The 23,320-nt window shown below is 59.5% G+C and carries 14 protein-coding genes; 9 read left to right on the top strand and 5 right to left on the bottom strand.

The window, feature by feature from the left end:
* Window positions 1-112: 112 nt before the first annotated feature.
* Window positions 113-3,040 (bottom strand): Rne/Rng family ribonuclease, encoded by a 2,928-nt coding sequence (locus tag ACP7B1_RS09060; RefSeq protein WP_426136879.1) that lies wholly within the window; start codon window positions 3,038-3,040, stop codon window positions 113-115.
* 767 nt (window positions 3,041-3,807) lie between these two features.
* Between ACP7B1_RS09060 and ACP7B1_RS09055 the strand changes: the two genes are divergently transcribed.
* From ACP7B1_RS09055 to prfB, 3 genes are all read left to right on the top strand, one after another.
* Entirely contained in the window at window positions 3,808-5,076 is a 1,269-nt protein-coding gene (locus tag ACP7B1_RS09055; protein WP_346308018.1) for an N-acetylmuramoyl-L-alanine amidase, read from the top strand.
* A 289-nt stretch (window positions 5,077-5,365) separates the two neighbouring features.
* Window positions 5,366-7,825, top strand: a complete 2,460-nt coding sequence (locus tag ACP7B1_RS09050; RefSeq protein WP_403175088.1) for a penicillin-binding protein 1A — start codon at window positions 5,366-5,368, stop codon at window positions 7,823-7,825.
* 113 nt (window positions 7,826-7,938) lie between these two features.
* Window positions 7,939-9,067, top strand: a protein-coding gene (gene prfB / locus ACP7B1_RS09045; protein WP_346308020.1) for a peptide chain release factor 2 whose coding sequence is annotated in 2 segments (ribosomal slippage) — window positions 7,939-8,007 and window positions 8,009-9,067 — 1,128 coding nt in all. Because the reading frame shifts where the segments join, the coding sequence is not laid out codon by codon here.
* Between the two features lie 90 nt (window positions 9,068-9,157).
* Here the strand turns inward: prfB and ACP7B1_RS09040 are convergent.
* Complete coding sequence (locus ACP7B1_RS09040) at window positions 9,158-10,450, bottom strand: M23 family metallopeptidase (protein ID WP_346308021.1); 1,293 nt, start codon at window positions 10,448-10,450, stop codon at window positions 9,158-9,160.
* A gap of 106 nt (window positions 10,451-10,556) precedes the next feature.
* Entirely contained in the window at window positions 10,557-11,024 is a 468-nt protein-coding gene (gene bcp / locus ACP7B1_RS09035) for a thioredoxin-dependent thiol peroxidase (RefSeq protein WP_346308022.1), read from the bottom strand.
* A gap of 208 nt (window positions 11,025-11,232) precedes the next feature.
* Here bcp and ACP7B1_RS09030 point away from each other — a divergent pair, with 208 nt between their 5' ends.
* A complete protein-coding gene (locus ACP7B1_RS09030) occupies window positions 11,233-14,571 on the top strand; it encodes a DUF3971 domain-containing protein (protein WP_346308023.1) in 3,339 nt (1,112 codons plus the stop codon).
* Window positions 14,572-14,734: 163 nt separating this feature from the next.
* Here the strand turns inward: ACP7B1_RS09030 and tyrS are convergent, their stop codons facing one another.
* Window positions 14,735-15,988: a tyrosine--tRNA ligase gene (gene tyrS / locus ACP7B1_RS09025; protein WP_346306705.1), complete on the bottom strand. Its 1,254-nt coding sequence runs from the start codon at window positions 15,986-15,988 to the stop codon at window positions 14,735-14,737.
* A gap of 109 nt (window positions 15,989-16,097) precedes the next feature.
* Between tyrS and ACP7B1_RS09020 the strand changes: the two genes are divergently transcribed.
* On the top strand, window positions 16,098-17,276 hold the full coding sequence (locus ACP7B1_RS09020; RefSeq protein WP_346306706.1) for an anhydro-N-acetylmuramic acid kinase: 1,179 nt from the start codon (window positions 16,098-16,100) through the stop codon (window positions 17,274-17,276).
* A 117-nt stretch (window positions 17,277-17,393) separates the two neighbouring features.
* Here the strand turns inward: ACP7B1_RS09020 and ACP7B1_RS09015 are convergent, their stop codons facing one another.
* A complete protein-coding gene (locus ACP7B1_RS09015) occupies window positions 17,394-18,137 on the bottom strand; it encodes an alpha/beta hydrolase (RefSeq protein ID WP_342588452.1) in 744 nt (247 codons plus the stop codon).
* A gap of 138 nt (window positions 18,138-18,275) precedes the next feature.
* Between ACP7B1_RS09015 and ACP7B1_RS09010 the strand changes: the two genes are divergently transcribed.
* The 4 genes from ACP7B1_RS09010 (at window position 18,276) to sufD (ending at window position 23,281) form a co-directional block, all read left to right on the top strand.
* A complete protein-coding gene (locus ACP7B1_RS09010) occupies window positions 18,276-19,451 on the top strand; it encodes a cysteine desulfurase family protein (protein ID WP_346305107.1) in 1,176 nt (391 codons plus the stop codon).
* A 168-nt stretch (window positions 19,452-19,619) separates the two neighbouring features.
* A complete protein-coding gene (gene sufB / locus ACP7B1_RS09005) occupies window positions 19,620-21,149 on the top strand; it encodes a Fe-S cluster assembly protein SufB (RefSeq protein ID WP_223613223.1) in 1,530 nt (509 codons plus the stop codon).
* A 93-nt stretch (window positions 21,150-21,242) separates the two neighbouring features.
* On the top strand, window positions 21,243-21,998 hold the full coding sequence (gene sufC / locus ACP7B1_RS09000; RefSeq protein ID WP_105732651.1) for a Fe-S cluster assembly ATPase SufC: 756 nt from the start codon (window positions 21,243-21,245) through the stop codon (window positions 21,996-21,998).
* 11 nt (window positions 21,999-22,009) lie between these two features.
* Entirely contained in the window at window positions 22,010-23,281 is a 1,272-nt protein-coding gene (gene sufD / locus ACP7B1_RS08995; protein ID WP_346305006.1) for a Fe-S cluster assembly protein SufD, read from the top strand.
* Window positions 23,282-23,320 lie beyond the last annotated feature (39 nt).

Here is a 23,320-nt window from a genome sequence, read left to right as displayed (position 1 = left end):
CGGATTATTCCGGCAAATCTGAGGCCCGGCTTAAGGATAGCGCGGGCCTTGATAAAGAAGAACCGGCAAAGATGCCGGTTCTCCAGTTCAGTTATCCACGCGTTTCTGGCTCTCAGAAGAAACCCTTCTTCTGCCACCAGCCGCGCTTCGGCGATGCTTCGCCGTCCTTCTTGTCCTTGGGAGAGGTGGACGTGACGACTGGCGTGCTGTTTTCCACCTTTGCCGGTTCTGCCTTTGCGGGGGCAGCGGGCTCCGGCTGGATTTCCGCCGGAGCGGCAGCTGGCGCCTCCGCCTCGACTGCTGGTGCAGGCTCGGCAACCGTTTCCTCGGCAACCGCCTTCTTGGCGGTCTTGCGCGGTGCGCGTTTCGGCTTGGCTGGAGCCTCGGCTTCGGCTTCCACGGGCGCAGCCTCTGCTGTGGCTTCTGCGACCGGCTCGGCTCCCGCCTTGGCGCGCGGCTTGCGGCGGGAAGGCTTCTTGACCGGTGCCTCGTCGGCAACCGCCGGTTCCGCTTCAACCACGATGTCTGCAACGACAACCGTCTCTTCAACCGCAGTCGCCTTGGTTTCAACGGTCGCTGGTTTGCTGAAATCCGGCAGAGGGATGGTCACGAACACCGGTTCCGCATCGGGCACGGATTTGGCAGCGATCTCCTGATCATCGCCATCTTCCGGACGACGGTTCTTGCGTCCGCCGCGACGGCCGCGCCGGCGCTTCTTGCGGCGTTCGTTCTCTTCCTCGCGGGCTTTGGTTGCAGCTGCATCCTCGCCTTCGACGGCCGGAACATCCGCATCATCACCATCGGTGTCACCGCGCACGGCCTGGCCGGGCTCGCCGGCTGCCGCGTCCTGGCGGTCACGACCGCCGCGCCGCCGCCGCTTGCGCCGGCGTTTGCGCGATGATTCGTCCTGATCGCCCGTGCGGGCGGTTTCACCGGGCTGTGCTTCGCTGTCGGCGTCTTCGTCGATCTCCTCGATCACCGGATCGGTCTCGTCGAAGTCGTCGACAATGCCAAGGGCCGGCGTTTCCGTCAGCGGAACAATCGGGCCAAGCGCAATGGAACCCTTGTCGATGGCGAAATGCTGCGCACCCACGCTCTCATCGGCCTCGATGCTGATCGTCAGGCCAAAACGGGCTTCCAGATCGGCAAGGTTCTGACGCTTGTGGTTGAGCACATAGAGCGCCGTTGCAACCGTGGTGCGAACGATGATGTTGTTCTGCGAATGACGCAGCAGATATTCCTCGATCGAACGCATGACATGCAGCGCGATGGAGGAGGCGGAGCGCACATGGCCGGTGCCGCCGCAATGCGAGCAGATCTGCGTGGTGCTTTCCAGCACGCTGGCGCGGATGCGCTGGCGCGACATTTCAAGCAGGCCGAAGTGGGAAATGCGGCCGACCTGGATGCGGGCGCGATCGTCCTTCAGGCAATCCTTCAGGCGCTTTTCCACCGCACGGTTGTTGCGGTTTTCTTCCATGTCGATGAAGTCGATGACGATCAGACCGGCAAGATCGCGCAACCGCAGCTGGCGCGCGACTTCATCTGCCGCTTCAAGATTCGTCTGCAAGGCCGTATCTTCAATCGAATGTTCGCGTGTCGACCGTCCGGAGTTGACGTCAATCGCCACCAGAGCTTCCGTCTGGTTGATGATGATGTAGCCACCGGATTTCAACGTCACCTGCGGCTGCAGCATGCGGTCGAGCTGCGCTTCGATGCCGTTGCGCGCAAAGATCGGCGTCAGTTCGCGATAGGGCTGTACCACCTTGGCATGGCTCGGCATGAGCATGCGCATGAAGTCCTTGGCCTCGCGGTAACCGTTTTCACCGGCGACGAGCACTTCCGTGATGTCCTTGTTGTAGAGATCGCGGATGGAGCGCTTGATCAGGCTGCCTTCCTCATAGACGAGGGTCGGCGCGCTGGAGGCGAGGGTGAGGCTGCGGACATTTTCCCACAGGCGCATCAGATATTCGTAGTCGCGCTTCACTTCCGGCTTGGTGCGCATCGCACCGGCCGTGCGCAGGATCACACCCATGCCCTTGGGCACTTCGAGGTCCTTGACGATATCCTTCAGGCGCTTGCGGTCCTGGATGCTGGTGATCTTGCGCGAAATGCCGCCGCCACGGGCGGTGTTCGGCATCAGGACGGAATAACGGCCGGCGAGCGAGAGATACGTGGTCAGGGCCGCGCCCTTGTTGCCGCGTTCTTCCTTGACAACCTGAACCAGCAGGATCTGCCGGCGCTTGATCACGTCCTGGATGTTGTACTGGCGGCGCTGGAAGCGCTGATGCGTGGGAACTTCTTCCATGGCATCTTCGGCACCGATGGAATCGACTTCGTCGAGCTCGTCATGCGGCTCTTCCTTGTCGTCCTGCGACCGGCGCTTCGACCGGCGCGGCTGGTGGTCGCCGTCGTCAGCCCTTTCAGCGGCATCCGTGGCAGCGTCAGCCGCATCGTTGGTGTCAACGACAACGGCTTCCGAAATGACATCGGCGTCGATGGCGGCGGCAAGTGTCTGCCCGCCATTGTTTTCGGAAGAGGGGTTTTCATCCGATGCAGCCTGCTCCGATGATTCGTGGCTGTCGCCAGCTTCATCGGTGGCAGCATTCTCGTCATCCGCCGAATCGAGCTTGACCGATTCGTCGCCCTGGCGCGTACCGCGACGGCTGCGGCGGCGATTGCGCTGTCCGCGATCGTTGCGATCACGAGTGCGTTGCTCGCCGGCTGCTTCCTCGTGGTCTTCGTCCTGGCTGGCTGCCTCGGCTTCCGCGTCGATCAGGGCCTGACGATCCGCCATCGGAATCTGATAGTAGTCAGGATGGATTTCGCTGAACGCGAGAAAGCCATGGCGATTGCCGCCATATTCAACGAAAGCTGCCTGAAGCGATGGTTCTACACGTGTGACACGCGCGAGATAGATATTGCCTTTGATCTGTTTCTTGTGTTCCGACTCAAAGTCAAATTCTTCAATCCGGTTGCCGCGAACCACGACAACGCGCGTTTCCTCCTGGTGGGAGGCGTCGATTAGCATTTTGTCCGACATTATGATTCTTCTCCCCGGCTGAAACGCTCAAAACGCGGGACAACCGGGACGCCCAAAGGGGTGCCGGAGCCGCGGTTTCACATTTGCCGGATATATTAAGGTTCGCAGAAACAGACAGACACGGCATCACGCGGTGTTGCTTTTCAGCACCCGCGGCTTTCAAGCCGGTAATAGTCACGCCTGTGTCAAACATTTCTGTTCCTGACGAAACGACCTCTACGAATGGCATGCTCTGAAGCATTGCCGACCCGTTACTGCGCCGTGCGTCTTTTCGGACGCACAGAGGCGCAGTAACAACTAAGATTGCGCATAATCCTTATCCAAAAATCGAAAATGATCTTTGGGGTTATGCGGTAACACCCTCGAAAGGGCTGGCTCGACGCGCCTTGTCTGCGCCATCTGCCGTTCACACAAAGCGCAGCCGACATTCCCTGTCTGCTCACGCCAAATTCTTTTCCGGTTACCACAGCGATGCTTCGCTTCTGCCACTCCGTGTCTTTGCCTTCAGTGTCAGCCGGCCAATTGCCGTGACATAGCGAGCATGATTCCGGATGGCGGAAAGTAACCCACCTTTGCTTTTAGGAGGTGTGTCGCGTTATGACAAGGCCTTCTTCATAATCGTGTCATCGCTATGGCACAGAAGTGGCGGTCACGATAACTGCGGGATAACGGGGATAGGCGGTTAATAAGATTAAATTAACCACGACGAGTTACCTATCATTCACATATAATGTGGCTCCGTCTGATACGAAATAGCACCAGAGGGGATGATTGCCCGGCACGCGCCGGCGTCCATCTGCAATGACATGAATGTGATCTGCCGGTTTTTGGTAACAGTCTTTCTAGTCTCGGTTGCTGTCGCGCAATCCGGCCAGGGCGCGTTTGCGGCCGATGAACTGGCGGCACTGACCTATCAGGCGGCTGGCGACGAACTGCGCACCCGCGTCGTGATCAATTTCGACCATGAGCCAGAGGTGTCGACGCTGCTGCTCGGCGAGCCGCATCGCCTGGTGATCGATTTGCCGAAAGCCGTCTTTGCCTTTGACAAGAAATCGCTGGAGCCGCGCGGACTGATCTACAATGTGCGCTACGGGATGATCAGCGATGCCCGTTCGCGGCTGATCTTTACCATGAAGGGCCCGTTCAGTGTCGAACGCGTCGACGTGCTCAAGAATGACAACAGTCCCGGCTATCGCCTTGTTGCCGATCTTGTCGCCTCGTCGGACCGGCAGTTTGCCGATGCCATCAAAAACCAGAATGCACCCACCGCATCCACGCAGGTCGGCCCCAAGGGCGACCGTGTCGCCAGTGCGGCGCCGATGGAAGTCAGCAAGGCGCCCAAGCCGTTCACCGTTGTCGTGGATGCGGGGCATGGCGGCATAGACAGCGGTGCGGAAAGCACCGGCGGCATCATGGAAAAAGATGTCACCCTGATGTTCGCACGCGAGCTGCGCGATCAGTTGAGCAAGATTCCCGGCCTGCGGATCGAGATGACGCGTGACAGCGACGAATTCCTGCGCCTGCCGGAACGCGTGCGCATTGCCCGGCAATATGAGGCAGATCTGTTTATCTCGGTGCACGCCGATACGATCAACCAGCGCAACATTCGCGGCGCGACGGTCTACACGGTTTCCGACAAGGCGTCCGATGCCGCATCGCGCGCCATGGCCGACCGCGAAAACAAGGCCGATGCGGTTGCCGGTGTTGCCTTTGACAATGAGACGCCGGAAATTGCCGATATTCTCATGGATCTGACCCGGCGCGAGACGCATACATTCTCGCTCAGTTTCGCCAAGGGCGTGGTGCGGGCGCTCAAAGGCGATGTGAACATGATCAACAATCCGCACCGTTTCGCCGGGTTTCAGGTGTTGCGAGCGCCCGATGTGCCGTCCGTGCTGGTTGAAATCGGCTATTTGTCCAATGATGAAGACGCAAAACTGATGCTCGACCCGGCATGGCGGACCCATGTGGCGGAACGGCTTGCTGCAGCCGTTGGCGAATTTTCAGGAAAAAAGACAGCGGGCGCATCGAATTGACAGTTTCCGACAGCGTTTATGCAACGATTGACCATCAGACAGTTCGCGGAGCCTAATATACTTGTCTGTGCGTTGCCGAAACTCCACAATTGGTATTTAAATTGTGCGCAGAACCGGGTTGTCCTTGCCTTTGTCACATTTGTCGCTCAATTGCGTCACTGAATTTGCCGGGCGTTGTGTATTCCGGTTGGAGTACCGGGAAACTGCTTCCCGGAGTGCGATTTGCATTGACCAAGATCGTGCATCGATTATCGACATGCCAAATGGATGAAACGGGTTCCGGATACAAATGATACGCTTGATCGGATATTTTTTCGGAATCGGGACCGTCGTCGCGCTGCTGGCCGCGGGCGGTGCAGCGCTCTATGTGGTCAAAGTATCCAAAGACCTGCCCGATTATGAAGTTCTGGCCAAGTACGAGCCGCCTGTCATGACGCGCATTCACGCGTCCGATGGAGCGCTGATGGCTGAATTCGCCAGGCAGCGCCGCCTCTATCTGCCGATCCAGGCCATTCCGGACCGGGTGAAGGCCGCCTTCGTATCGGCGGAAGACAAGAACTTCTATCAGCATCCGGGTATCGACATCAGCGGTCTTGCCCGCGCCGTTATCGTCAACGTGCAGAATTGGGGCTCGCGCCGCCCGGTTGGTGCGTCCACCATCACCCAGCAGGTGGCAAAGAACTTCCTCCTGTCGTCCGACCAGACGATGGGCCGCAAGGTGAAGGAAGCCATCCTGTCCTTCCGCATCGAGCAGGCCTATTCCAAGGACCGCATTCTCGAACTTTACCTCAACGAAATTTTCTTCGGTCTCAATTCCTATGGTATCGCCGGTGCAGCGCTGACCTATTACAACAAGTCGGTCAATGAGCTTACCATCGCCGAGGCGGCCTATCTGGCCGCGCTGCCCAAAGGACCGTCTAACTATCATCCGTTCCGCCAGACGGAGCGGGCGCTCGAACGCCGCAACTGGGTGATCGACCGCATGGCCGAGAACGGCTACATCACGACGGACGAAGCCAAGACGGCCAAGGCCGAACCGCTCGGTGTTACGCCGCGCCATACCGGCAACTACCTGTTCGCGTCGGAATATTTCACGGAAGAAGTCCGTCGCCAGATCATCGGCAAGTACGGTGAAAACGCGCTCTATGAGGGCGGGTTGTCCGTGCGCACCACCCTTGACCCCAAGATGCAGGTGCAGGCCCGCGCCGCCCTGCAGCACGGGCTGTTCAAGTATGACGAAGCCAAGGGTTACCGCGGCCCGTACAAGACGATTTCCACCATCGGCGACTGGGGTATCCCTCTGGCCGAGATCAAGGCGTTTTCCGATGTTCCGGACTGGCAGCTCGCGGTCATTCTCGAGGTGACGCCGACACAGGCCGTCATCGGCCTGCAGCCCGAGCGCAATGATGCCAACAGCCTGGTTACCGCGCGCAAGAAGGGCACGATTGCCGCTGCCGATATCAAATGGGCCATGAACCTCTACAAGGATGGCAGGCGCACATCGGTGAAATCACTCGAGGGTGTGTTCAAGCCTGGTGACGTGGTGTTCGTGCAGAAGAAGGAAGGCAGCGACACGGCCTTCGATCTGCACCAGGTGCCGGGAATCGAAGGCGCGATGGTTGCCATGGACCCGCATACCGGCCGCGTGCTCGCGATGGTCGGCGGCTTCTCCTTCGCCGAATCGGAATTCAACCGCGCCACGCAGGCCATGCGCCAGCCGGGCTCCTCCTTCAAGCCGTTCGTCTATTCGGCAGCGCTGGACAATGGCTACACCCCGGCATCGGTGGTGCTGGATGGCCCGATCTCGATCGACCAGGGCGGCAGCCTTGGCATTTGGGCACCGAAGAATTATGGCGGCAAGTTTGCCGGCCCGTCCACCCTGCGCTACGGCATCGAGCAGTCGCGCAACCTGATGACGGTGCGTCTGGCGCAGGACATGGGCATGAAGCTCGTTGCCGAATATGCCGAACGGTTCGGCATCTATGACAAGATGCTGCCGGTTCTGGCCATGGCGCTCGGGTCGGGCGAAACCACGGTCATGCGCATGGTGACGGGCTATTCGATCATCGCCAATGGCGGACGCAAGATCACGCCATCGATCATCGACCGCGTGCAGGACCGTTACGGCAAGACCATCTTCAAGCACGATGAACGCAAATGCGACAACTGCTCTGCCGAGGACTGGAAGAACCAGCCGGAGCCGGAGCTGGTCGACGACCGCGATCAGGTGCTCGATCCGATGACCGCCTATCAGATCACGTCGATGATGGAAGGCGTCATCCAGCGCGGTACGGCAACCATCCTGAAGAGCCTCAACCGTCCGATCGCCGGCAAGACCGGTACGACGAACGACGAGAAGGACGCCTGGTTCATCGGCTTCACGCCGGACCTCGTTGTCGGCCTCTATCTCGGCTACGACACGCCCACGCCCATGGGCCATGGCGGCACCGGCGGTGGCCTTGCGACCCCGGTCTTCAAGGATTTCATGGATGCTGCCATGAAGGGCCAGCGTTCGGTTGACTTCCGTGTGCCGGAAGGCATGACCGTTGTGGCGATTGATCGCAAGACCGGCATGCGCGCCACCGAAGGCCAGCCGAATGTGATCATGGAAGCCTTCAAGCCGGGCACCGGCCCTGCGGACAGCTATTCCGTCATTGGCGCGAATTCCTTCTCCGAGGGCGCGCCCATGGAGGTGCAGTCTCCGAACGTCAACAGGGTCATTCAGGGCGGCGGCGGCGGACTTTTCTGACCGATCGAGCCGGTGAATTTTCGTAAAGTCTGAAGACTTTACATCGCGCGGACCAGTGAATATGGTCCGCCGCAATTCGAAAACAATGAAAAAGCAGAAGGAACGGACAGCCAATGCGCGCTGAAATCGAGACGCTGGTCGACGAGATCAAGCAGGCCATAAGCCTGCTGAGGAGGCATCTTTGACTGGGATACGTCAATCAAACGCCTTGGCTATCTGAACCAGCTTGCCGAAGATCCCGCGCTGTGGAATGACGCGCAGGAAGCCCAGAAGCTCATGCGCGAGCGCCAGCAGCTGGAAGACGGTATCAACTCCATCCGCACGCTCAGCCAGTCGCTCGAAGACAATATCGAGCTGATCGCCATGGGCGACGAAGAGGGCGACAAGTCCATCGTCACCGAGGCGGAAGAAGCCATTCGCGCCATCAAGGTGGAAGTGGACAAGCGCCAGATCGATACGCTGCTGTCGGGCGAAGCCGATGCCAATGACACCTATGTCGAAGTGCATTCGGGGGCAGGCGGCACGGAAAGCCAGGACTGGGCGTCGATGCTGCTGCGCATGTACACGCGCTGGGCCGACCGCAAGGGCATGAAGGTCGAGCTGCTCGAAATCCATGACGGCGAAGAGGCGGGCATCAAGTCGGCCACCATCCTGATCAAGGGCCACAATGCCTATGGTCTGATGAAGACCGAATCGGGCGTGCACCGGCTGGTGCGCATCTCGCCGTATGATTCCAATGCGCGGCGGCATACATCCTTCTCCAGCATCTGGGTCTATCCCGTCGTCGATGACAATATCGAGATCGCGGTGACGGAATCGGACGTACGCATCGATACCTATCGCGCATCGGGTGCCGGCGGCCAGCACGTCAACACGACGGACTCGGCGGTGCGCATCACGCATATCGCAACCGGTATCGTCGTGCAGTGCCAGGCGGAACGCTCGCAGCACAAGAACCGTGCCACGGCATGGTCGATGCTGCGCGCGCGGCTCTACGAAGCGGAACTGGAAAAGCGCGAGCAGGCGGCCGATGCCATCTCCGCTTCCAAGACCGATATCGGCTGGGGCCACCAGATCCGCTCCTACGTCCTGCAGCCCTATCAGCTGGTCAAGGATTTGCGCACCGGCGTCGAAAGCACCAGCCCGCAGGATGTGCTCGACGGCGACGTCGACATGTTCATGGAAGCAGCTCTCGCGCACCGTGTGCACGGCAGCGATGTGGAAGTGCAGGATATCGCTTAAGTCCTGGCGTATTGTCTGAACAAAAATCCCCGGCTGGAGATGTCCTGCCGGGGATTTTTTATGATGATCCGAGCTCCAGCGTCCAGGAGCTTAAAGTTCGGCGGCGACCTCGCGACCGATGGTCAGGAAACCTGCAGGATTGACGGCGCTGCCGTTCCGGCGCACCTCGTAGTGGAGATGCGGGCCAGTCGAGCGCCCGGTGCTGCCGACCTTGCCGACGACGTCGCCGATCTTGATCTTTTGGCCGGGGGTGACGAGGATCTGGCTCATATGGCCGTAGCGCGTGGAGAGGCCGTTGCCGTGGTCGACCTCCACCATATTGCCGTAACCGCCATTGTAGCCCGCTTCGGTGACCGTGCCGTTGGCCGTGGCGCGCACCGACGAGCCGCTCATGGCGCGAAAGTCGATGCCGGAGTGAAACGCCATCGAGCCGATGATCGGGTCCTTGCGCACGCCGAACGTGCTGGAAACCGGCATGCCGGGAACGGGATTGGAGATCGGGATGGATTTGGCAAGAGCCTTGGCGCCTTCCAGCCGTTCGAGCGCCTGATCAAGATCGTTCAGCTTGGCGTCAAACGGGGCAATGCTGCCGGCGGGAATGAACGGGCCGCCCGTATCCGACTTTTCATCCAGAACGGGTTTCACTCCGGTTGCGGCAAGCGCTTCCATGATCTTGTCGGCATTCTCGTAGGCTGTATTGGACAGCGCCTGCATCTGGGCGATCTGTTTGGTCTCGATATCCGTCAGCGATGTATTGACCGATTTCAGCAGCAGTTCGGCCTTGTCGACACTCTTGCGCGGCTTGTCATCGCGCGGTGCCGGTTTGCGTGTCGCGCTGGTCGGACCGGTGATGATCGGATCGATGCCATAGAAAGCGTCATCATCGTTCGATTTGACGATATCCTGGCCGTTGCTGTCCATCGGCGCATTGCTGTCCGCCTCGGGCGGAATGGCAGCGCCGGCATGTTCTGCCCGCTGCAGCATGGGGGCAAGCTTGGCATGGCGCTCGCTCAGGGATTTCTGCCGCTGGATGAGTTCGGCGACCTTGCCTTCCATCGCCTGCTGGTCGAGCAGCTGGCGGCTGGTGACCTGATCGAGCTGGGTACGCAGGCTGGCGATACGGTCTTCGTAGGCCTGCTGCAGCCGCGCCTGACGGGCGACGCTGCCATTGATCAGGTCATCGCGGAAAACCAGATAGGAGGTGGCGATCAGGTAGGTGCCGGCCAGTGCAAAGGCCAGTGTGCCGCCAAGAATAGCGGCCCAGGGGCGCAGGGTGAAATGACGGATCGTTTCGCCCCGCGCGATGATGATCGTGTGGGGTTCCTGCTGGTTGCTGAAGATGGGGGAGTGTTTTGCCTTCTTCATGGCCGCTTCGCTCGTCATTTTGCAGCTTCAATTTATAGAAGGCATTACACCTCGTTATGGTTAACAAATCCTGACGGAGCGCCGATTTTCCATCAATTTCAGGTAGAAAGCGGTTGAGTTCGGTCTAGAGAGCCCTGGTTGCTTCGAGAACTTCGGCCGCGTGATTGGGAACCTTCACCTTGTTCCATATTTTCGCGATCCTGCCGTTCGAATCGATCAGGAAGGTGGTGCGTTCAACGCCCATATATTTGCGGCCATACATGCTTTTTTCGGCCCAGACGCCATAGGCTTCCAGAATCGTTTTTTCTTCATCGGCGACCAGATCCACCTTGAGATCGTACTTCGTCTTGAACTTGTCGTGCTTCTTGGTCGGATCGGGCGACATGCCGATGACCTTGGCTCCAAGCTTGTCGAATTCCGGCTTCAGCCCGGAAAACTCGATGGCTTCCTGGGTGCAGCCGCTCGTATCGTCCTTGGGATAGAAATAGAGAACGACAGGTTTCCCGCGCAATTCAGCCAGGGAAAGCGTTCCGCCGCCATCGCGGGGAAGGGTGAAATCCGGGGCAGAACTGCCGATATCGAGCGTTGTCATAGGAAAGCCTTTCTTTCATCATTGAATGCGCGCCTCAGTTAGGCAACTATAAGAGAGGCACGGGAATCGTCTACGGTTTCCCACATGATTCCTCAATTGGCTTGGGAATTTGACAGAGAAACCGAAAAGAGTCCGTTTTACAAAGCGGGACTTTCTAAAATTTCATCATTACCCCTCTGCGGTCGAGCAAGGCGAGGTGCCCGTGGCCATGCCCGCGCGCCGCTCGCGGTTTCGTTTCGCCTGCGGGGCTCTCGCGTCATTCCTGATTCTCCTTGTGGTTCTGGCCGGCATCGCTTTTGTCGTCCTGCGGGTGGGTATCGGCGGCGAGGCCCTGACGCAGCGTGCCCAGACCGCGCTCAAATCCGTTGTCGGTCCCGATACAGACGCGACGATCCAGTCGGCGCAAATTTCCCTCGACCAGCGCAAGCACGTCGCGCTTGAGGCGCGCAACGTCAATATTTCGGACGTCAAGCGCGGGGTGGAGATCAAGAATATCCGTTCCGTGCGCATTGGTCTCGCCACCCTGCCGCTGCTGCAAGGCGACGTCAAAGTGCAGAGCCTCGAACTCACCGGCGCGCAGATCACGGTTGGCGCCAGCCAGGAGCCGTTCGACTTCATGTCGATCGTGCCGCAGGATGATCGCGGCCTCGTCAACCTCGACGGTGTGTCCCAACTCATTTTCACCGGATTGCAAAATGCCGTTTCGCTGCTGGATCAGCGGGAAACCCGTGACATCACGGTTGCCGATACACGCTTTGATTTCACCGTTGCGGGCCGGCCGGAAAACCTGCGCATCATCCATCTGGAACTGACGGAAACCGGCGGCCCCGTTGCCATCAAGGGCACCGTGGAATGGCGCGGAAAGGTCATCGACGTTGCGGCACAGGTCAAGCGCGCGGCCCTTGGCGCCAGGATCGATTCATTCTCGTTGGCGATCAGCAAGATTCCGCTGATCGGCAAACAGGGCGAAGCACCTGTTGCCGATGCCGATGGCATCAAGCCGGATACGTCCTATCTCGCCTATAACAATGAAGCTGAAATCCGGCTGGACGGCGTTGCGGGGGCGGACACCATACCCATGCGGATCTCGGGGTCGCTCAATGTCAGCGAAGGACCGGTGAGCATCGGCAATGTGGAGGATATGGGTGCCGGTGCCCAGATCAATTTCGAGCATGTTTTCGGTACGGAAAAGGTCGAGATTACGCCGTCAGCCATCCATTTCGGCGGTTTCAAAGGGGTTGTCGAGGGGGCGGTCGGACCCGAACCGCTGCCGGAGGACGCGACGGCTGTCGCTGCCGTTGCCAATCCCGGCTATCGTTTTGAACTGATCACGCAGGAAGCCGTTTCCGCTCCAGCGGATTCGAGCGAGCCGCCGCTCGCCTTCAATGCCCGCATTGCCGGCCGGTTTGCGCCTGATGAGGCCAAGCTGGACATTTCCGAGATTGCCGTGCGGGCCGATGGCGAAAGCGAACTTTACGGGCAGGGCAGTGTGGTGTTCGGCAAGGGTTCACCAGCCATGACATTGGCGCTGCGCATACCGAAAATGCCCACCGCACAGGTCAAACAGCTCTGGCCGATCTGGGTGGCGACCGGCGCGCGCCGCTGGGTGCTCGACAATCTGTTCGGCGGCGATGTCAGGGACAGCCGGGTGGACGTGATGTTTGCCGCCGGCCGTTTCGACGGTCCGGGCAAGCCGCCACCGCTGACGGCGGACGAAGTGCAGGTCGATTTCAACGTGCAGAACACGCGTTTCGATATTGTCGGCGATCTGCCGCCCATTCGCGATGCCGATGGTGCAATCAGCGTGCGCGGCGCCTATACCACGATCAAATTGCTGAAGGGCTCGGCGTTTACGCCCGGCAACCGGGAAGCGCATATTGTGGACGGCACGCTGATCATCCCGTGGGGCCCGCAGCGTCCGGTGCTGTCGGAGCTTGATCTGAATATTGCCGGCGACGCTTCGGCCATCGCCGAGATCGCCGGTTTCAAACCGATCAATGCGGTGAAAGGCGTGCCCTTTGCACCCGCTGATATCAGCGGCGATGTGAAAACCCATGTCCTCGTGACGTTCCCCGTCACTCGCCATGCGCCGGAGGGAAGCCTGCAATGGTCGGCGGAGATCGCCCTGAATGGCGTGAACCTTGCCAAAAAGGTCGATGGCCAGACCATAACCAATGCCAACGGCACACTGAACGTCAACGACACCGAGGCGAATATCGATGTCAAAGCGCAGCTGAATGGCGTGCCGGCCGATATCACCATGTTCGAACCGCTCGGCAGCAATCCGGCCAAGCGCAAACAATCGGTTTCCCTGCAGCTGGACGACAAGACGCGCAACACGCTGTTCCCAAGTCTCGATCCGTTCATATCCGGCCCGATCAGCATCAACATCGACAAGTCGGCGGATGGTTCGCAGGTCGCTGTCGCGGATTTGTCCAAGGCCGAGGTCAAGCTGGCGCAGCTTGGCTGGACCAAGGGCGCAGGCGTGAAGGCCACCGCCAAGTTCAGCCTGCAGCAGGATGCGGACAATATCAGTGTGCGCAATCTCGATATCGCCGGAGACACGTTCCGGCTGCGCGGGGACATCTCCGTGGTCAAGGGCGATCTGGTATCTGCGGATTTCAGCCAGGTCAGCCTCAACCGGACGGATGACATCGCCGTCAAAATATCGCGCACCGGCTATGGCTACCGGGCCGACGTGAAGGGGAAATCCTTCGATGCGCGTTCGCTGCTGAACCAGGTGACCGACAAGAAGCAGGCGGGCGACAGCAATGACAAGAAGCGCATTCTGGTCAATGCCGATATCGATGATGTCCAGGGCTTCTATTCCGAAAGTTTCGGCAATGTCTCGCTGTCCTATGAGGGTGTCGGTTCGCATGTCTCGGGCCTTGCCTTCAACGCCGTGACCAAATCCGGCCAGAAGGTGATTGCCACGGACAGTTCGGAAAGCGGTGCCCGTTCCGTCAGCCTGCAGTCGAAAGACGCGGGTGCGGTCCTGCGTTTCACCGGCTTTTATGACAAGATGCAGGGCGGCAGCATTCTAGTCGCACTGGATTCGAAGGGCGACGGTCCCTTGCGCGGGCAGATCGATGCGCGCGACTTCACCCTTGTCAACGAGCCCAGGCTGGCCAGTCTCGTGTCATCCTCGCCGAATGGCACGAGCCTCAACGATGCGGTGAAAAAGGACATCGATGTGTCGGTGGTGACCTTCGAGCGCGGCTTTTCGCAAATCGAAAAAGGCAAGAACTACATCAATCTTGCCAATGGCGTGGTCCGCGGTTCGACCATCGGCACCACCTTCCAGGGCGTGCTCAGCGATCCCCAGGGCAACATGGCGCTGACGGGCACCTTCATGCCTGCCTATGGCATCAACCGCATTTTCGGCGAATTGCCCGTCCTCGGCCTTCTGCTTGGCAATGGACGGGATCGCGGCCTGATCGGCATCACCTACAAGTTGCAGGGGCCGATCAAGCAACCGCAGATCATCGTCAATCCGATTTCGGTGATCGCACCGGGCATTTTCCGCTCGATCTTCGAGTTTCAGTGAGAAGCGCTAAGCAATACCATTGTGCGTGGTTCGACAAGCTCACCATGAGGGATGGAGTCGGCTGCAGGGAGCTGAGTTCTGCAACGTTTGTGGTGATCTTGCACCAAACCACCTCCCTCATGGTGAGCTTGTCGAACCACGCACAACGCTGAAGCCGAAAGGCTTACATCGGGCGAACGAGAATGTGCTTCTTCTTGCCCAGCGACAGCTTGACGATGCCGTCGCCTGTCACGTCAGCGGTCGAAACCTGCGCCTTTTCATCGGAAACGCTGGCGTCGTTCACCCGGACCGCGCCGCCCTGGATGTGACGGCGGGCCTCGCCATTCGAACCGGCCAGGCCGGCCTTGACCAGCAGCGTCAGAATGCCGATGCCGCCCTCGAGCTCGCCTGTGGCGATGTCGATGGATGGCAGGTTGGCAGCCAGCGCGCCTTCCTCGAAGGTCGTGCGTGCGGTTTCTGCGGCCATGGTGGCGGCTTCACGGCCATGAACGATGGCGGTGGCTTCGGTCGCGAGGATTTTCTTCGCCTCGTTGATTTCCGAACCGCCAAGCGCTTCCAGCCGGGCAATTTCATCGAGCGGCAGGCGCGTGAAGATTTTCAGGAAGCGGCCGACATCGGCATCTTCCGTGTTGCGCCAGTACTGCCAGAAATCATAGGGGCTGAAGACATCTTCGTTGAGCCAGACCGCGCCGGTGGCGGATTTGCCCATCTTGGCGCCGGAGCTGGTGGTCAAAAGCGGCGTCGTCAGGGCGTAGAGCTGCGGCGTTCCCATGCGGTGACCGAGATCGACGCCGTTGATGATGTTGCCCCACTGGTCCGAACCACCCATCTGCAGAACGCAGCCATGGCGGCGGTTGAGTTCGACGAAATCGTAACCCTGCATGATCATGTAGTTGAATTCGAGGAAGGAGAGGGACTGCTCCCGGTCCAGGCGCAGCTTGACGCTGTCGAATGACAGCATGCGGTTGACGGAGAAGTGGCGGCCGACCTCGCGCAGGAACTCGACATAGCCGAGCCCCATCAGCCAATCGGCATTGTTGACGAGGAAAGCATCGGTCGGACCGTCGCCAAAACGCAGGATGCGGGCGAAAATCCGCTTGATGCCTTCGATGTTCGTGTTGATGGCTTCGGGTGTCAGCAGCTTGCGCTGTTCGTCGCGGAAAGAGGGGTCGCCCACCATCGAGGTGCCGCCGCCCATCAGCGCAATCGGCCGGTGGCCGGTTTCCTGCAGCCAGTACAGCATGGTCGCTGATATGAGGTTGCCGATGTGCAGGCTCGTCGCCGTCGCATCATAGCCGACATAGGCTGTCACTGTCTCCTTGGCGAAAAGCGCATCCAGACCGGCCTCGTCGGAGACCTGATGGATGAAGCCGCGCGTGGAAAGCGTGTGCAGAAAGTCGGATTTGAAGGCAGACATGAGTTTTTCCTGAAACTTTACGTAGGGAAGCGTCCGGCATGAAGAACGTGCCGAACAAGACGTGGCCGTTTAACATCATTCGGGGCCGAATCACAAGAAAGGGTGTGACGTGACAGCGACAAGGCGGGCAATTGGCCTGATGAGCGGAACATCCATGGATGGAATCGACATCGCGCTCATCGAAACCGACGGCAGAAACGCGGTGCAGCGCGGACCTTCGGGCTTCGTTGCCTATGACCCGGCATTCCGGCGGCAGATCGAGGCTGGGCTCGAGGATGCCAAATCCATCCGCAAGCGCGATCAGCGCCCCGGCGGTCTCGCCGCCATCGAGCAGGAATTGACGCGGCGGCACGGCGATGCGGTGCTCGGCTTCCTCTCGGATTATAAGTTAAGCACCGATACCATTGATATCATTGGTTTTCATGGCCAAACGGTATTGCATCGTCCGCAGGAACGGCTGACCGTCCAGCTGGGTGACGGGCAATTGCTGGCCGATATGACAGGCATTCCCGTTGTCCATGACATGCGCGCCAATGACATGGTGCATGGCGGGCAAGGGGCACCGCTGGTGCCGGTCTATCATCAGGCACTCGCGGCAAGGGTTCCGATCGAGCTTGGCAGGGGCAAGCCGGTCGTCTTCGTCAATATTGGCGGTATTTCCAATGTCACGACCGTTTCGGCGACGGGGGATCCCGTCGCCTTCGATACCGGGCCCGGCAACACGCTGATCGACCAGTGGGTCGCCGACAGAGCGGGAATCGCCTATGATGCGGGCGGTATGATTGCCAGCGAGGGTCAGGTGCTGGCCGGCGCCGTGGCGCGCTACATGGCCAAACCGTTTTTCGCGCTGAAGCCGCCGAAATCGCTCGACCGCAATGATTTCACGCTTGAGGAACTTGGCAATCCGGAACTGGCCGATGGCGCCCGGACGCTCGCCAGGGTGACCGCCGATGCCATTCTCCAAGCCGGCGCCTATGCGCCGGAACAACCGGCACTCTGGGTGATCTGCGGCGGCGGGCGCAAGAATGCGACCGTCATGGCCGATCTTGCGGAGGGCGCGGCCAAATCGGGTGCTGCTGTGATTGCTGCCGAGGAATTGGGCTTGAACGGCGATTCCATGGAGGCGGAGGCCTGGGCCTATCTCGCCGTGCGGGCCCTCGATGGCCTGCCGCTGACATTTCCAACCACAACGGGTTGCGATGCGGCCGTGTCGGGCGGGGTGGTGGTGAAGCCTAACCCGCAGGAGGCTGGCAGGAACATTGTGCGTGGTTCGACAAGCTCACCATGAGGGATATGGAGAGTTGCAGAAAGCGATTTCTGCAACCTCTGAGACTATCATCGCAGACCATGCCTCTCCTCATGGTGAGCTTGTCGAACCACGCACAATTCCAGTGCAGCGCGTTTTTTAGCGCAGGCGCTTCGGCTTGGCTTCGACCAGTTCGCCGTTCAGGCGGCGGTCGAGATATTCGGAGCATTCGCCGATGACTTCATCGGTCATGCCGGTGAAGAAGTGATTGGCGCCGACCATCGTCTTCTGCGTGATGGTGATGCCCTTCTGGGTCTTCAGCTTGTCGACCAGTCCCTGCACATCCTTGGCCGGTGCCACCTTGTCCTGATCGCCGTGAATGATCAGGCCGGATGAGGGGCAGGGTGCGAGGAACGAGAAATCATAGGTATTCGGCTGTGGCGCGACCGAGATGAACCCTTCGATTTCCGGACGGCGCATCAGGAGCTGCATGCCGATCCAGGCGCCGAAGGAATAGCCGGCGACCCAGCAGGTCTTGGAATCCGGATGCAGCGACTGCACCCAGTCAAGCGCGCCGGCCGCGTCGGACAATTCACCCGAGCCATGGTCGAATTCGCCCTGGCTGCGGCCAATGCCACGGAAGTTGAACCGCAATGTCGTGAAGCCGCGCTGCTGGAACATGTAGAACAGATCGTAGACGATCTTGTTGTTCATGGTGCCGCCAAACTGCGGATGCGGGTGCAGGACAATCGCTATCGGTGCATTTTTTTCCATCGAAGGCTGATAACGGCCCTCAAGACGCCCCGCAGGTCCATTGAAAATTACTTCAGGCATGTGTACTCCACTCTTCGCCACAGGGCGTCTGTCGATCAGCCGGACTTGACGGCGATCAACAGCACCCATAAAACCAGTTTAGAACCGTTCAAAACTGGTGTAGGATTTTGTCTCGAAGCGGCTTCATAGGCCGGTCCGAGGTTGAATTTCAAGAAAATTGCGCTTTTTGTCGGCGCTGAGTTCAAAAGAACAGGAATCACGACAGGTATGGCCCAAAAACGCGCCTATCTCGACTACAACGCCAGTGCGCCGCTTCTTGCGGCTGCGCGCGATGCTGTTGTCGATGCTTTGGCGCAAACGGGCAATCCATCGTCTGTTCATCAGGAAGGCCGTGCTGCAAAAGCCATTCTCGAACGCGCCCGCCGCGACGTGGCTGCTCTTGTGAATGCCAAACCTGATCATGTGTTCTTTACATCGGGTGCCACGGAGGCTGCTTCAACCCTGCTGACACCACATTATATGATGGGACGGGCGCCTGTACGCCTGTCGCGGCTTTATGTCAGCGCCAGCGAGCACCCTTGCGTGCTGGCGGGCGGGCAGTTTGCCGCCGACCAGATCGATACGGTCCCGGTGGATCGCAACGGACTGCTCGACCTTGAGCGGCTGCGTGCGCTGCTGGCCGCTCACGATAAGGGCGAAGGTCTGCCGCTGGTCGCCGTACAGGCCGCCAACAATGAGACCGGCGTCTTGCAGCCCATCGATGAAATCGGTAGGCTTGTCAAAGCGTTCGGCGGCTTTTTTGTCGTCGATGCGGTGCAGGCGGCTGGGCGGATTCCTCTTGATATTGCAATATCTTGCGCTGATTACCTCATTCTCTCGTCGCACAAGATCGGCGGTCCGAAGGGCGTAGGCGCCATTATTGCGGTGTCCGATCTGGTCATGCCGAAGGCGCTGGTGCGCGGCGGCGGACAGGAAAAGGGCCACCGTGCCGGAACGGAAGCCTTGCCGGTCATTGCGGGTTTCGGCGCTGCGGCGCGGGTTGCCCGCGAGCAGCTTGTGGCGGGCGGCTGGGGGCTTGCCAACCGGCAGCGGATCGAGGACGGCATCCGGGCGATTGCACCCGATGCGGTGATTTACGGCGACGCTATCGAACGGCTCGCCAATACGACCTTCTTCAGCCTGACAGATATGAAGGCGGAAACCGTGCAAATCGCTTTCGATCTGGCGGGAATTGCGCTATCGGCAGGCTCTGCCTGTTCTTCGGGAAAAGTCGGGCCAAGCCATGTGCTTGCGGCCATGGGATTTGGCGATGGAACCGGGGGCCTGCGGGTCTCCACAACGCCGGAAACCACGCAGGACGAAATTGCGCTTTTCCTTGAGGCGCTGACAAAAATTGTCGCGCGGCGGGACCGGACGAAGCCGGTTTCTGCCGATGCGGCGTGAATTATCGCAGATATCGACAATAAATAGTCGATAAATGCAAAAGAATCCGGTGAATACCGGTGTTAAATCGTGCGATTGCACACTACATTGAGGCAAATATTCAAGACGACACACGCCTTGACGTTTGCAACTGCGGGACCTTGAATCCCGCGAGGATGGAGAACGCCAATGCCTGCCGTGCAGGAAACTATTGATCAGGTCCGCACCCTGGACGTGGACCAGTACAAGTATGGCTTTGAGACCCTTATCGAAATGGATAAGGCGCCAAAGGGCCTCAGCGAAGACATTATCCGCTTTATTTCGGCCAAGAAGAATGAGCCGGAATGGATGCTGGAATGGCGTCTGAAAGCCTATGAACGCTGGCTGACGATGGAAGAGCCCACATGGGCGCGGGTGAACTACCCGAAAATCGATTTCCAGGACATGGTCTATTATGCCGGGCCGAAGAATCAGACCGGACCGACATCGCTTGCCGAGGTCGATCCCGAGCTGCTGCGCACCTATGAGAAGCTGGGAATTCCGCTGAAAGAGCAGGAAATCCTTGCGGGCGTGCGCAAGATGGGCGAACCGAGCCCTTCGGACGAAGACGAAGAAGCCAGCGACAATGTCTACAAGTCCGGCCGCGTGGCGGTGGATGCGGTGTTCGACAGCGTGTCTGTCGTCACCACCTTCAAGGCGGAACTCGCCAAGGCCGGTGTCATTTTCTGCTCGATCTCCGAAGCGATCCGTGAACATCCGGAACTGGTCAAGAAGTACCTGGCGTCCGTGGTGCCGGTTTCCGACAATTTCTATGCGACGCTGAATTCGGCTGTCTTCACGGACGGCTCCTTCGTCTACGTGCCGAAGGGTGTCCGCTGCCCGATGGAACTGTCGACCTATTTCCGCATCAACGAGCGGGATACCGGTCAGTTCGAGCGTACGCTGATCATTGCCGAAGAGGGCGCCTATGTGTCCTATCTCGAAGGCTGCACCGCGCCGCAGCGCGACGAAAACCAGCTGCACGCGGCTGTCGTGGAACTGATTGCCCTCGACGATGCCGAGATCAAGTACTCGACCGTGCAGAACTGGTTCCCCGGCGATGCGGAAGGCAAGGGTGGCATCTATAATTTCGTCACCAAGCGTGGCGATTGCCGCGGCGTCAATTCCAAGATCTCCTGGACGCAGGTCGAAACGGGTTCGGCGATCACGTGGAAGTACCCGTCGGTGATCCTGCGCGGTGACAATTCACGCGGCGAATTCTATTCCATCGCCGTGTCGAATGGTCATCAGCAGATCGACAGCGGCACCAAGATGCTGCACCTCGGCAAGAACACGTCGAGCCGCATCATCTCCAAGGGTATTTCGGCCGGCAAGTCGAACAACACCTATCGCGGCCAGGTTTCGGCGCACCGCAAGGCGGAGAATGCCCGCAACTTCACCCAGTGCGACTCGCTGCTGATCGGCAATGATTGCGGTGCGCATACGGTGCCTTACATCGAGGCGAAGAACGCCACGGCGCAGTTCGAGCACGAAGCCACCACCTCCAAGATTTCCGAAGATGCGCTGTTCTACGTGATGCAGCGCGGCATTCCGGAAGAGGAGGCGATTGCGCTGATCGTCAACGGCTTCGTCAAGGAAGTCATTCAGGAACTGCCGATGGAATTTGCGGTCGAAGCGCAGAAACTGATCGGCATCAGCCTTGAAGGCTCAGTCGGATAGCCATGGGACGGCCATCATCGGCCCGTCACTCGCCAAACAAGATTATTGTTGGGATCGCCGAGGCTGATCCCGAGGAATTCAAAGGGTAATAGAATGCTGGAAATCAGAAACCTTCATGCGAAGATCGCAGATACGGACACAGAAATCATTCGCGGCCTGAACCTCACGGTCAAGGCGGGCGAAGTGGCGGCCATCATGGGACCGAACGGTTCGGGCAAGTCGACGCTGTCCTATATTCTTGCGGGCCGCGAAGATTACGAAGTCACGTCGGGCGACATTCTTTACAACGGCGAATCCATTCTGGAACTCGACCCGTCGGAACGCGCCGCCAAGGGCATTTTCCTGGCGTTCCAGTATCCGATGGAGATACCCGGTGTCGCCACGATGGAATTTTTGAAAGTGGCGATGAACTCGCAGCGCAAGGCGCGCGGCGAAGAACCGTTGAAAATCCCGGAATTCATCGCCCGGGTGAAGACGGCTGCCGCCTCGCTCGACATGGATATCGCCATGCTGAAGCGTCCGCTCAATGTCGGTTTCTCCGGCGGTGAGAAGAAGCGTGCGGAAATCCTGCAGATGAAGCTGCTGGAGCCGAAGCTTTGCGTGCTGGATGAAACAGATTCGGGCCTCGACATCGATGCGCTGAAGATCGTTTCCGATGGCGTGAATGCACTGCGTTCGCCTGACCGTGCCGTGATCGTCATCACCCACTATCAGCGCCTGCTCGACTATATCGTTCCGGACAGCGTGCACGTTCTCTACAAGGGACAGGTCATCAAGTCAGGCGACAAGAACCTTGCCCTCCATCTCGAAGAGAACGGCTACGCCGATATCATCGGCGAGGCAGCCTGAGGAGCGACGTCATGAATGTTCATACAGGACGCCAGCCGACAACCGCAGAAGCGGCGCTGGTCGACTCCTTCATCGACCGGATGGGCGAACTGCCCGGCGATGCGGAAATCGTCAGCGCGCGTGACAATGCCATCGAGGCATTGAAGACGCAGGGCCTGCCGTCACGCCGCGTCGAGGCCTGGCACTATACCGATCTGCGCACCCTTTTGCGCAGTGTCGCCGCCTATGATGGCACGGCGGGCACCAATGCCTTGCCGGCAGTCATTCCGGGATCGGCGGTTGCAACAGTTTCCAATGGTGTGGCGCTGACATCGCCGCGGGTCGCCGGTGTCGAATTCGCCAAGTACAGCGACAGACTGGCTGACGGATCGGTGATCCGCGATCTCGCCATTCGTGGCGGAGACGATGCGATCGGCCAGATCAATGCAGCCTACGTGACCGACGGCTGGGCCGTCTCCATTGCCGATGGCCTCGAACTGGACGCGCCGCTGGAACTGCAGAATGCGCAGGCCCGCGGGCAGGGCCATGTGCGCTTTGCCGTCAAATTCGGCAATGGCAGCAAGGCCACCGTGATCGAACGCCAGACAGGCGGCGTGGGCGAGGGTTTTTCGACCAGCGTCAGCAATGTCACCGTTGCCGATGATGCGGAGATCGTCTGGATCATCTTGCGCGAGCAGGGTGTCGACGCAACGCAGCTTGCCCAGTTCACCGCGACCATCGGCACCAATGCCAAGCTGACGCTCTATATCGTCAATGCGGGTGGCAAGCTGGTGCGCCAGGAAGTGCATGTGCTGTCGAAGGGCGAAGGCTCCGACTTCCAGTTGCGCGGCGTCAACCTGCTCGGCGGTGACAGCCACACGGACGTGACGATGACGCTCGGCCACCTCGTCGAGAATACCACGTCAGTGCAGATCATCCGCAATGTGGTGACGGACCGTGCGCGCGGCGTTTTCCAGGGACAGATCAAGGTCAACAAGATCGCCCAGAAGACCGATGCGCGCATGGCCTGCAACACGCTGTTGTTGTCGGATGACGGCGAATTCGATGCCAAGCCGGAGCTGGAAATCTTTGCCGACGACGTGGCCTGCGGCCATGGGGCGACGGTGACCGAGATCGACGGAAACCACCTGTTCTATCTGCAGGCGCGCGGTATCCCGGAAAGCGAGGCACGCGGCCTGCTGATCAAGGCATTCGTGGCTGAGATCGTCGAAGAACTGGAAAGCGAACCACTGGTCGAGGCTCTGGAAGCCATTCTCGACAAGTGGCTGGCGGTGCATGTCTGATCGTTTGCCTGCCGGCTGGTCCGGCGGGCACTATTTCAG

The sequence above is a fragment of the Phyllobacterium sp. SL163 genome (assembly GCF_049896885.1).
GTDB classification, from domain to species: Bacteria; Pseudomonadota; Alphaproteobacteria; order Rhizobiales; family Rhizobiaceae; genus Phyllobacterium; species Phyllobacterium calauticae.
This window is presented reverse-complemented; position numbering and strand designations above follow the sequence as displayed.

Excerpts from the sequence above, each read along its gene's own strand:
- ACP7B1_RS09060 (WP_426136879.1), bottom strand. The coding sequence starts at position 3,040 with ATGTCGGACAAAATGCTAATCGACGCCTCCCACCAGGAGGAAACGCGC.
- ACP7B1_RS09055 (WP_346308018.1), top strand. The coding sequence starts at position 3,808 with ATGATTGCCCGGCACGCGCCGGCGTCCATCTGCAATGACATGAATGTG.
- ACP7B1_RS09050 (WP_403175088.1), top strand. The coding sequence starts at position 5,366 with ATGATACGCTTGATCGGATATTTTTTCGGAATCGGGACCGTCGTCGCG.
- ACP7B1_RS09040 (WP_346308021.1), bottom strand. The coding sequence starts at position 10,450 with ATGACGAGCGAAGCGGCCATGAAGAAGGCAAAACACTCCCCCATCTTC.
- bcp (WP_346308022.1), bottom strand. The coding sequence starts at position 11,024 with ATGACAACGCTCGATATCGGCAGTTCTGCCCCGGATTTCACCCTTCCC.
- ACP7B1_RS09030 (WP_346308023.1), top strand. The coding sequence starts at position 11,233 with ATGCCCGCGCGCCGCTCGCGGTTTCGTTTCGCCTGCGGGGCTCTCGCG.
- tyrS (WP_346306705.1), bottom strand. The coding sequence starts at position 15,988 with ATGTCTGCCTTCAAATCCGACTTTCTGCACACGCTTTCCACGCGCGGC.
- ACP7B1_RS09015 (WP_342588452.1), bottom strand. The coding sequence starts at position 18,137 with ATGGGTGCTGTTGATCGCCGTCAAGTCCGGCTGATCGACAGACGCCCT.
- ACP7B1_RS09010 (WP_346305107.1), top strand. The coding sequence starts at position 18,276 with ATGGCCCAAAAACGCGCCTATCTCGACTACAACGCCAGTGCGCCGCTT.
- sufB (WP_223613223.1), top strand. The coding sequence starts at position 19,620 with ATGCCTGCCGTGCAGGAAACTATTGATCAGGTCCGCACCCTGGACGTG.
- sufC (WP_105732651.1), top strand. The coding sequence starts at position 21,243 with ATGCTGGAAATCAGAAACCTTCATGCGAAGATCGCAGATACGGACACA.
- sufD (WP_346305006.1), top strand. The coding sequence starts at position 22,010 with ATGAATGTTCATACAGGACGCCAGCCGACAACCGCAGAAGCGGCGCTG.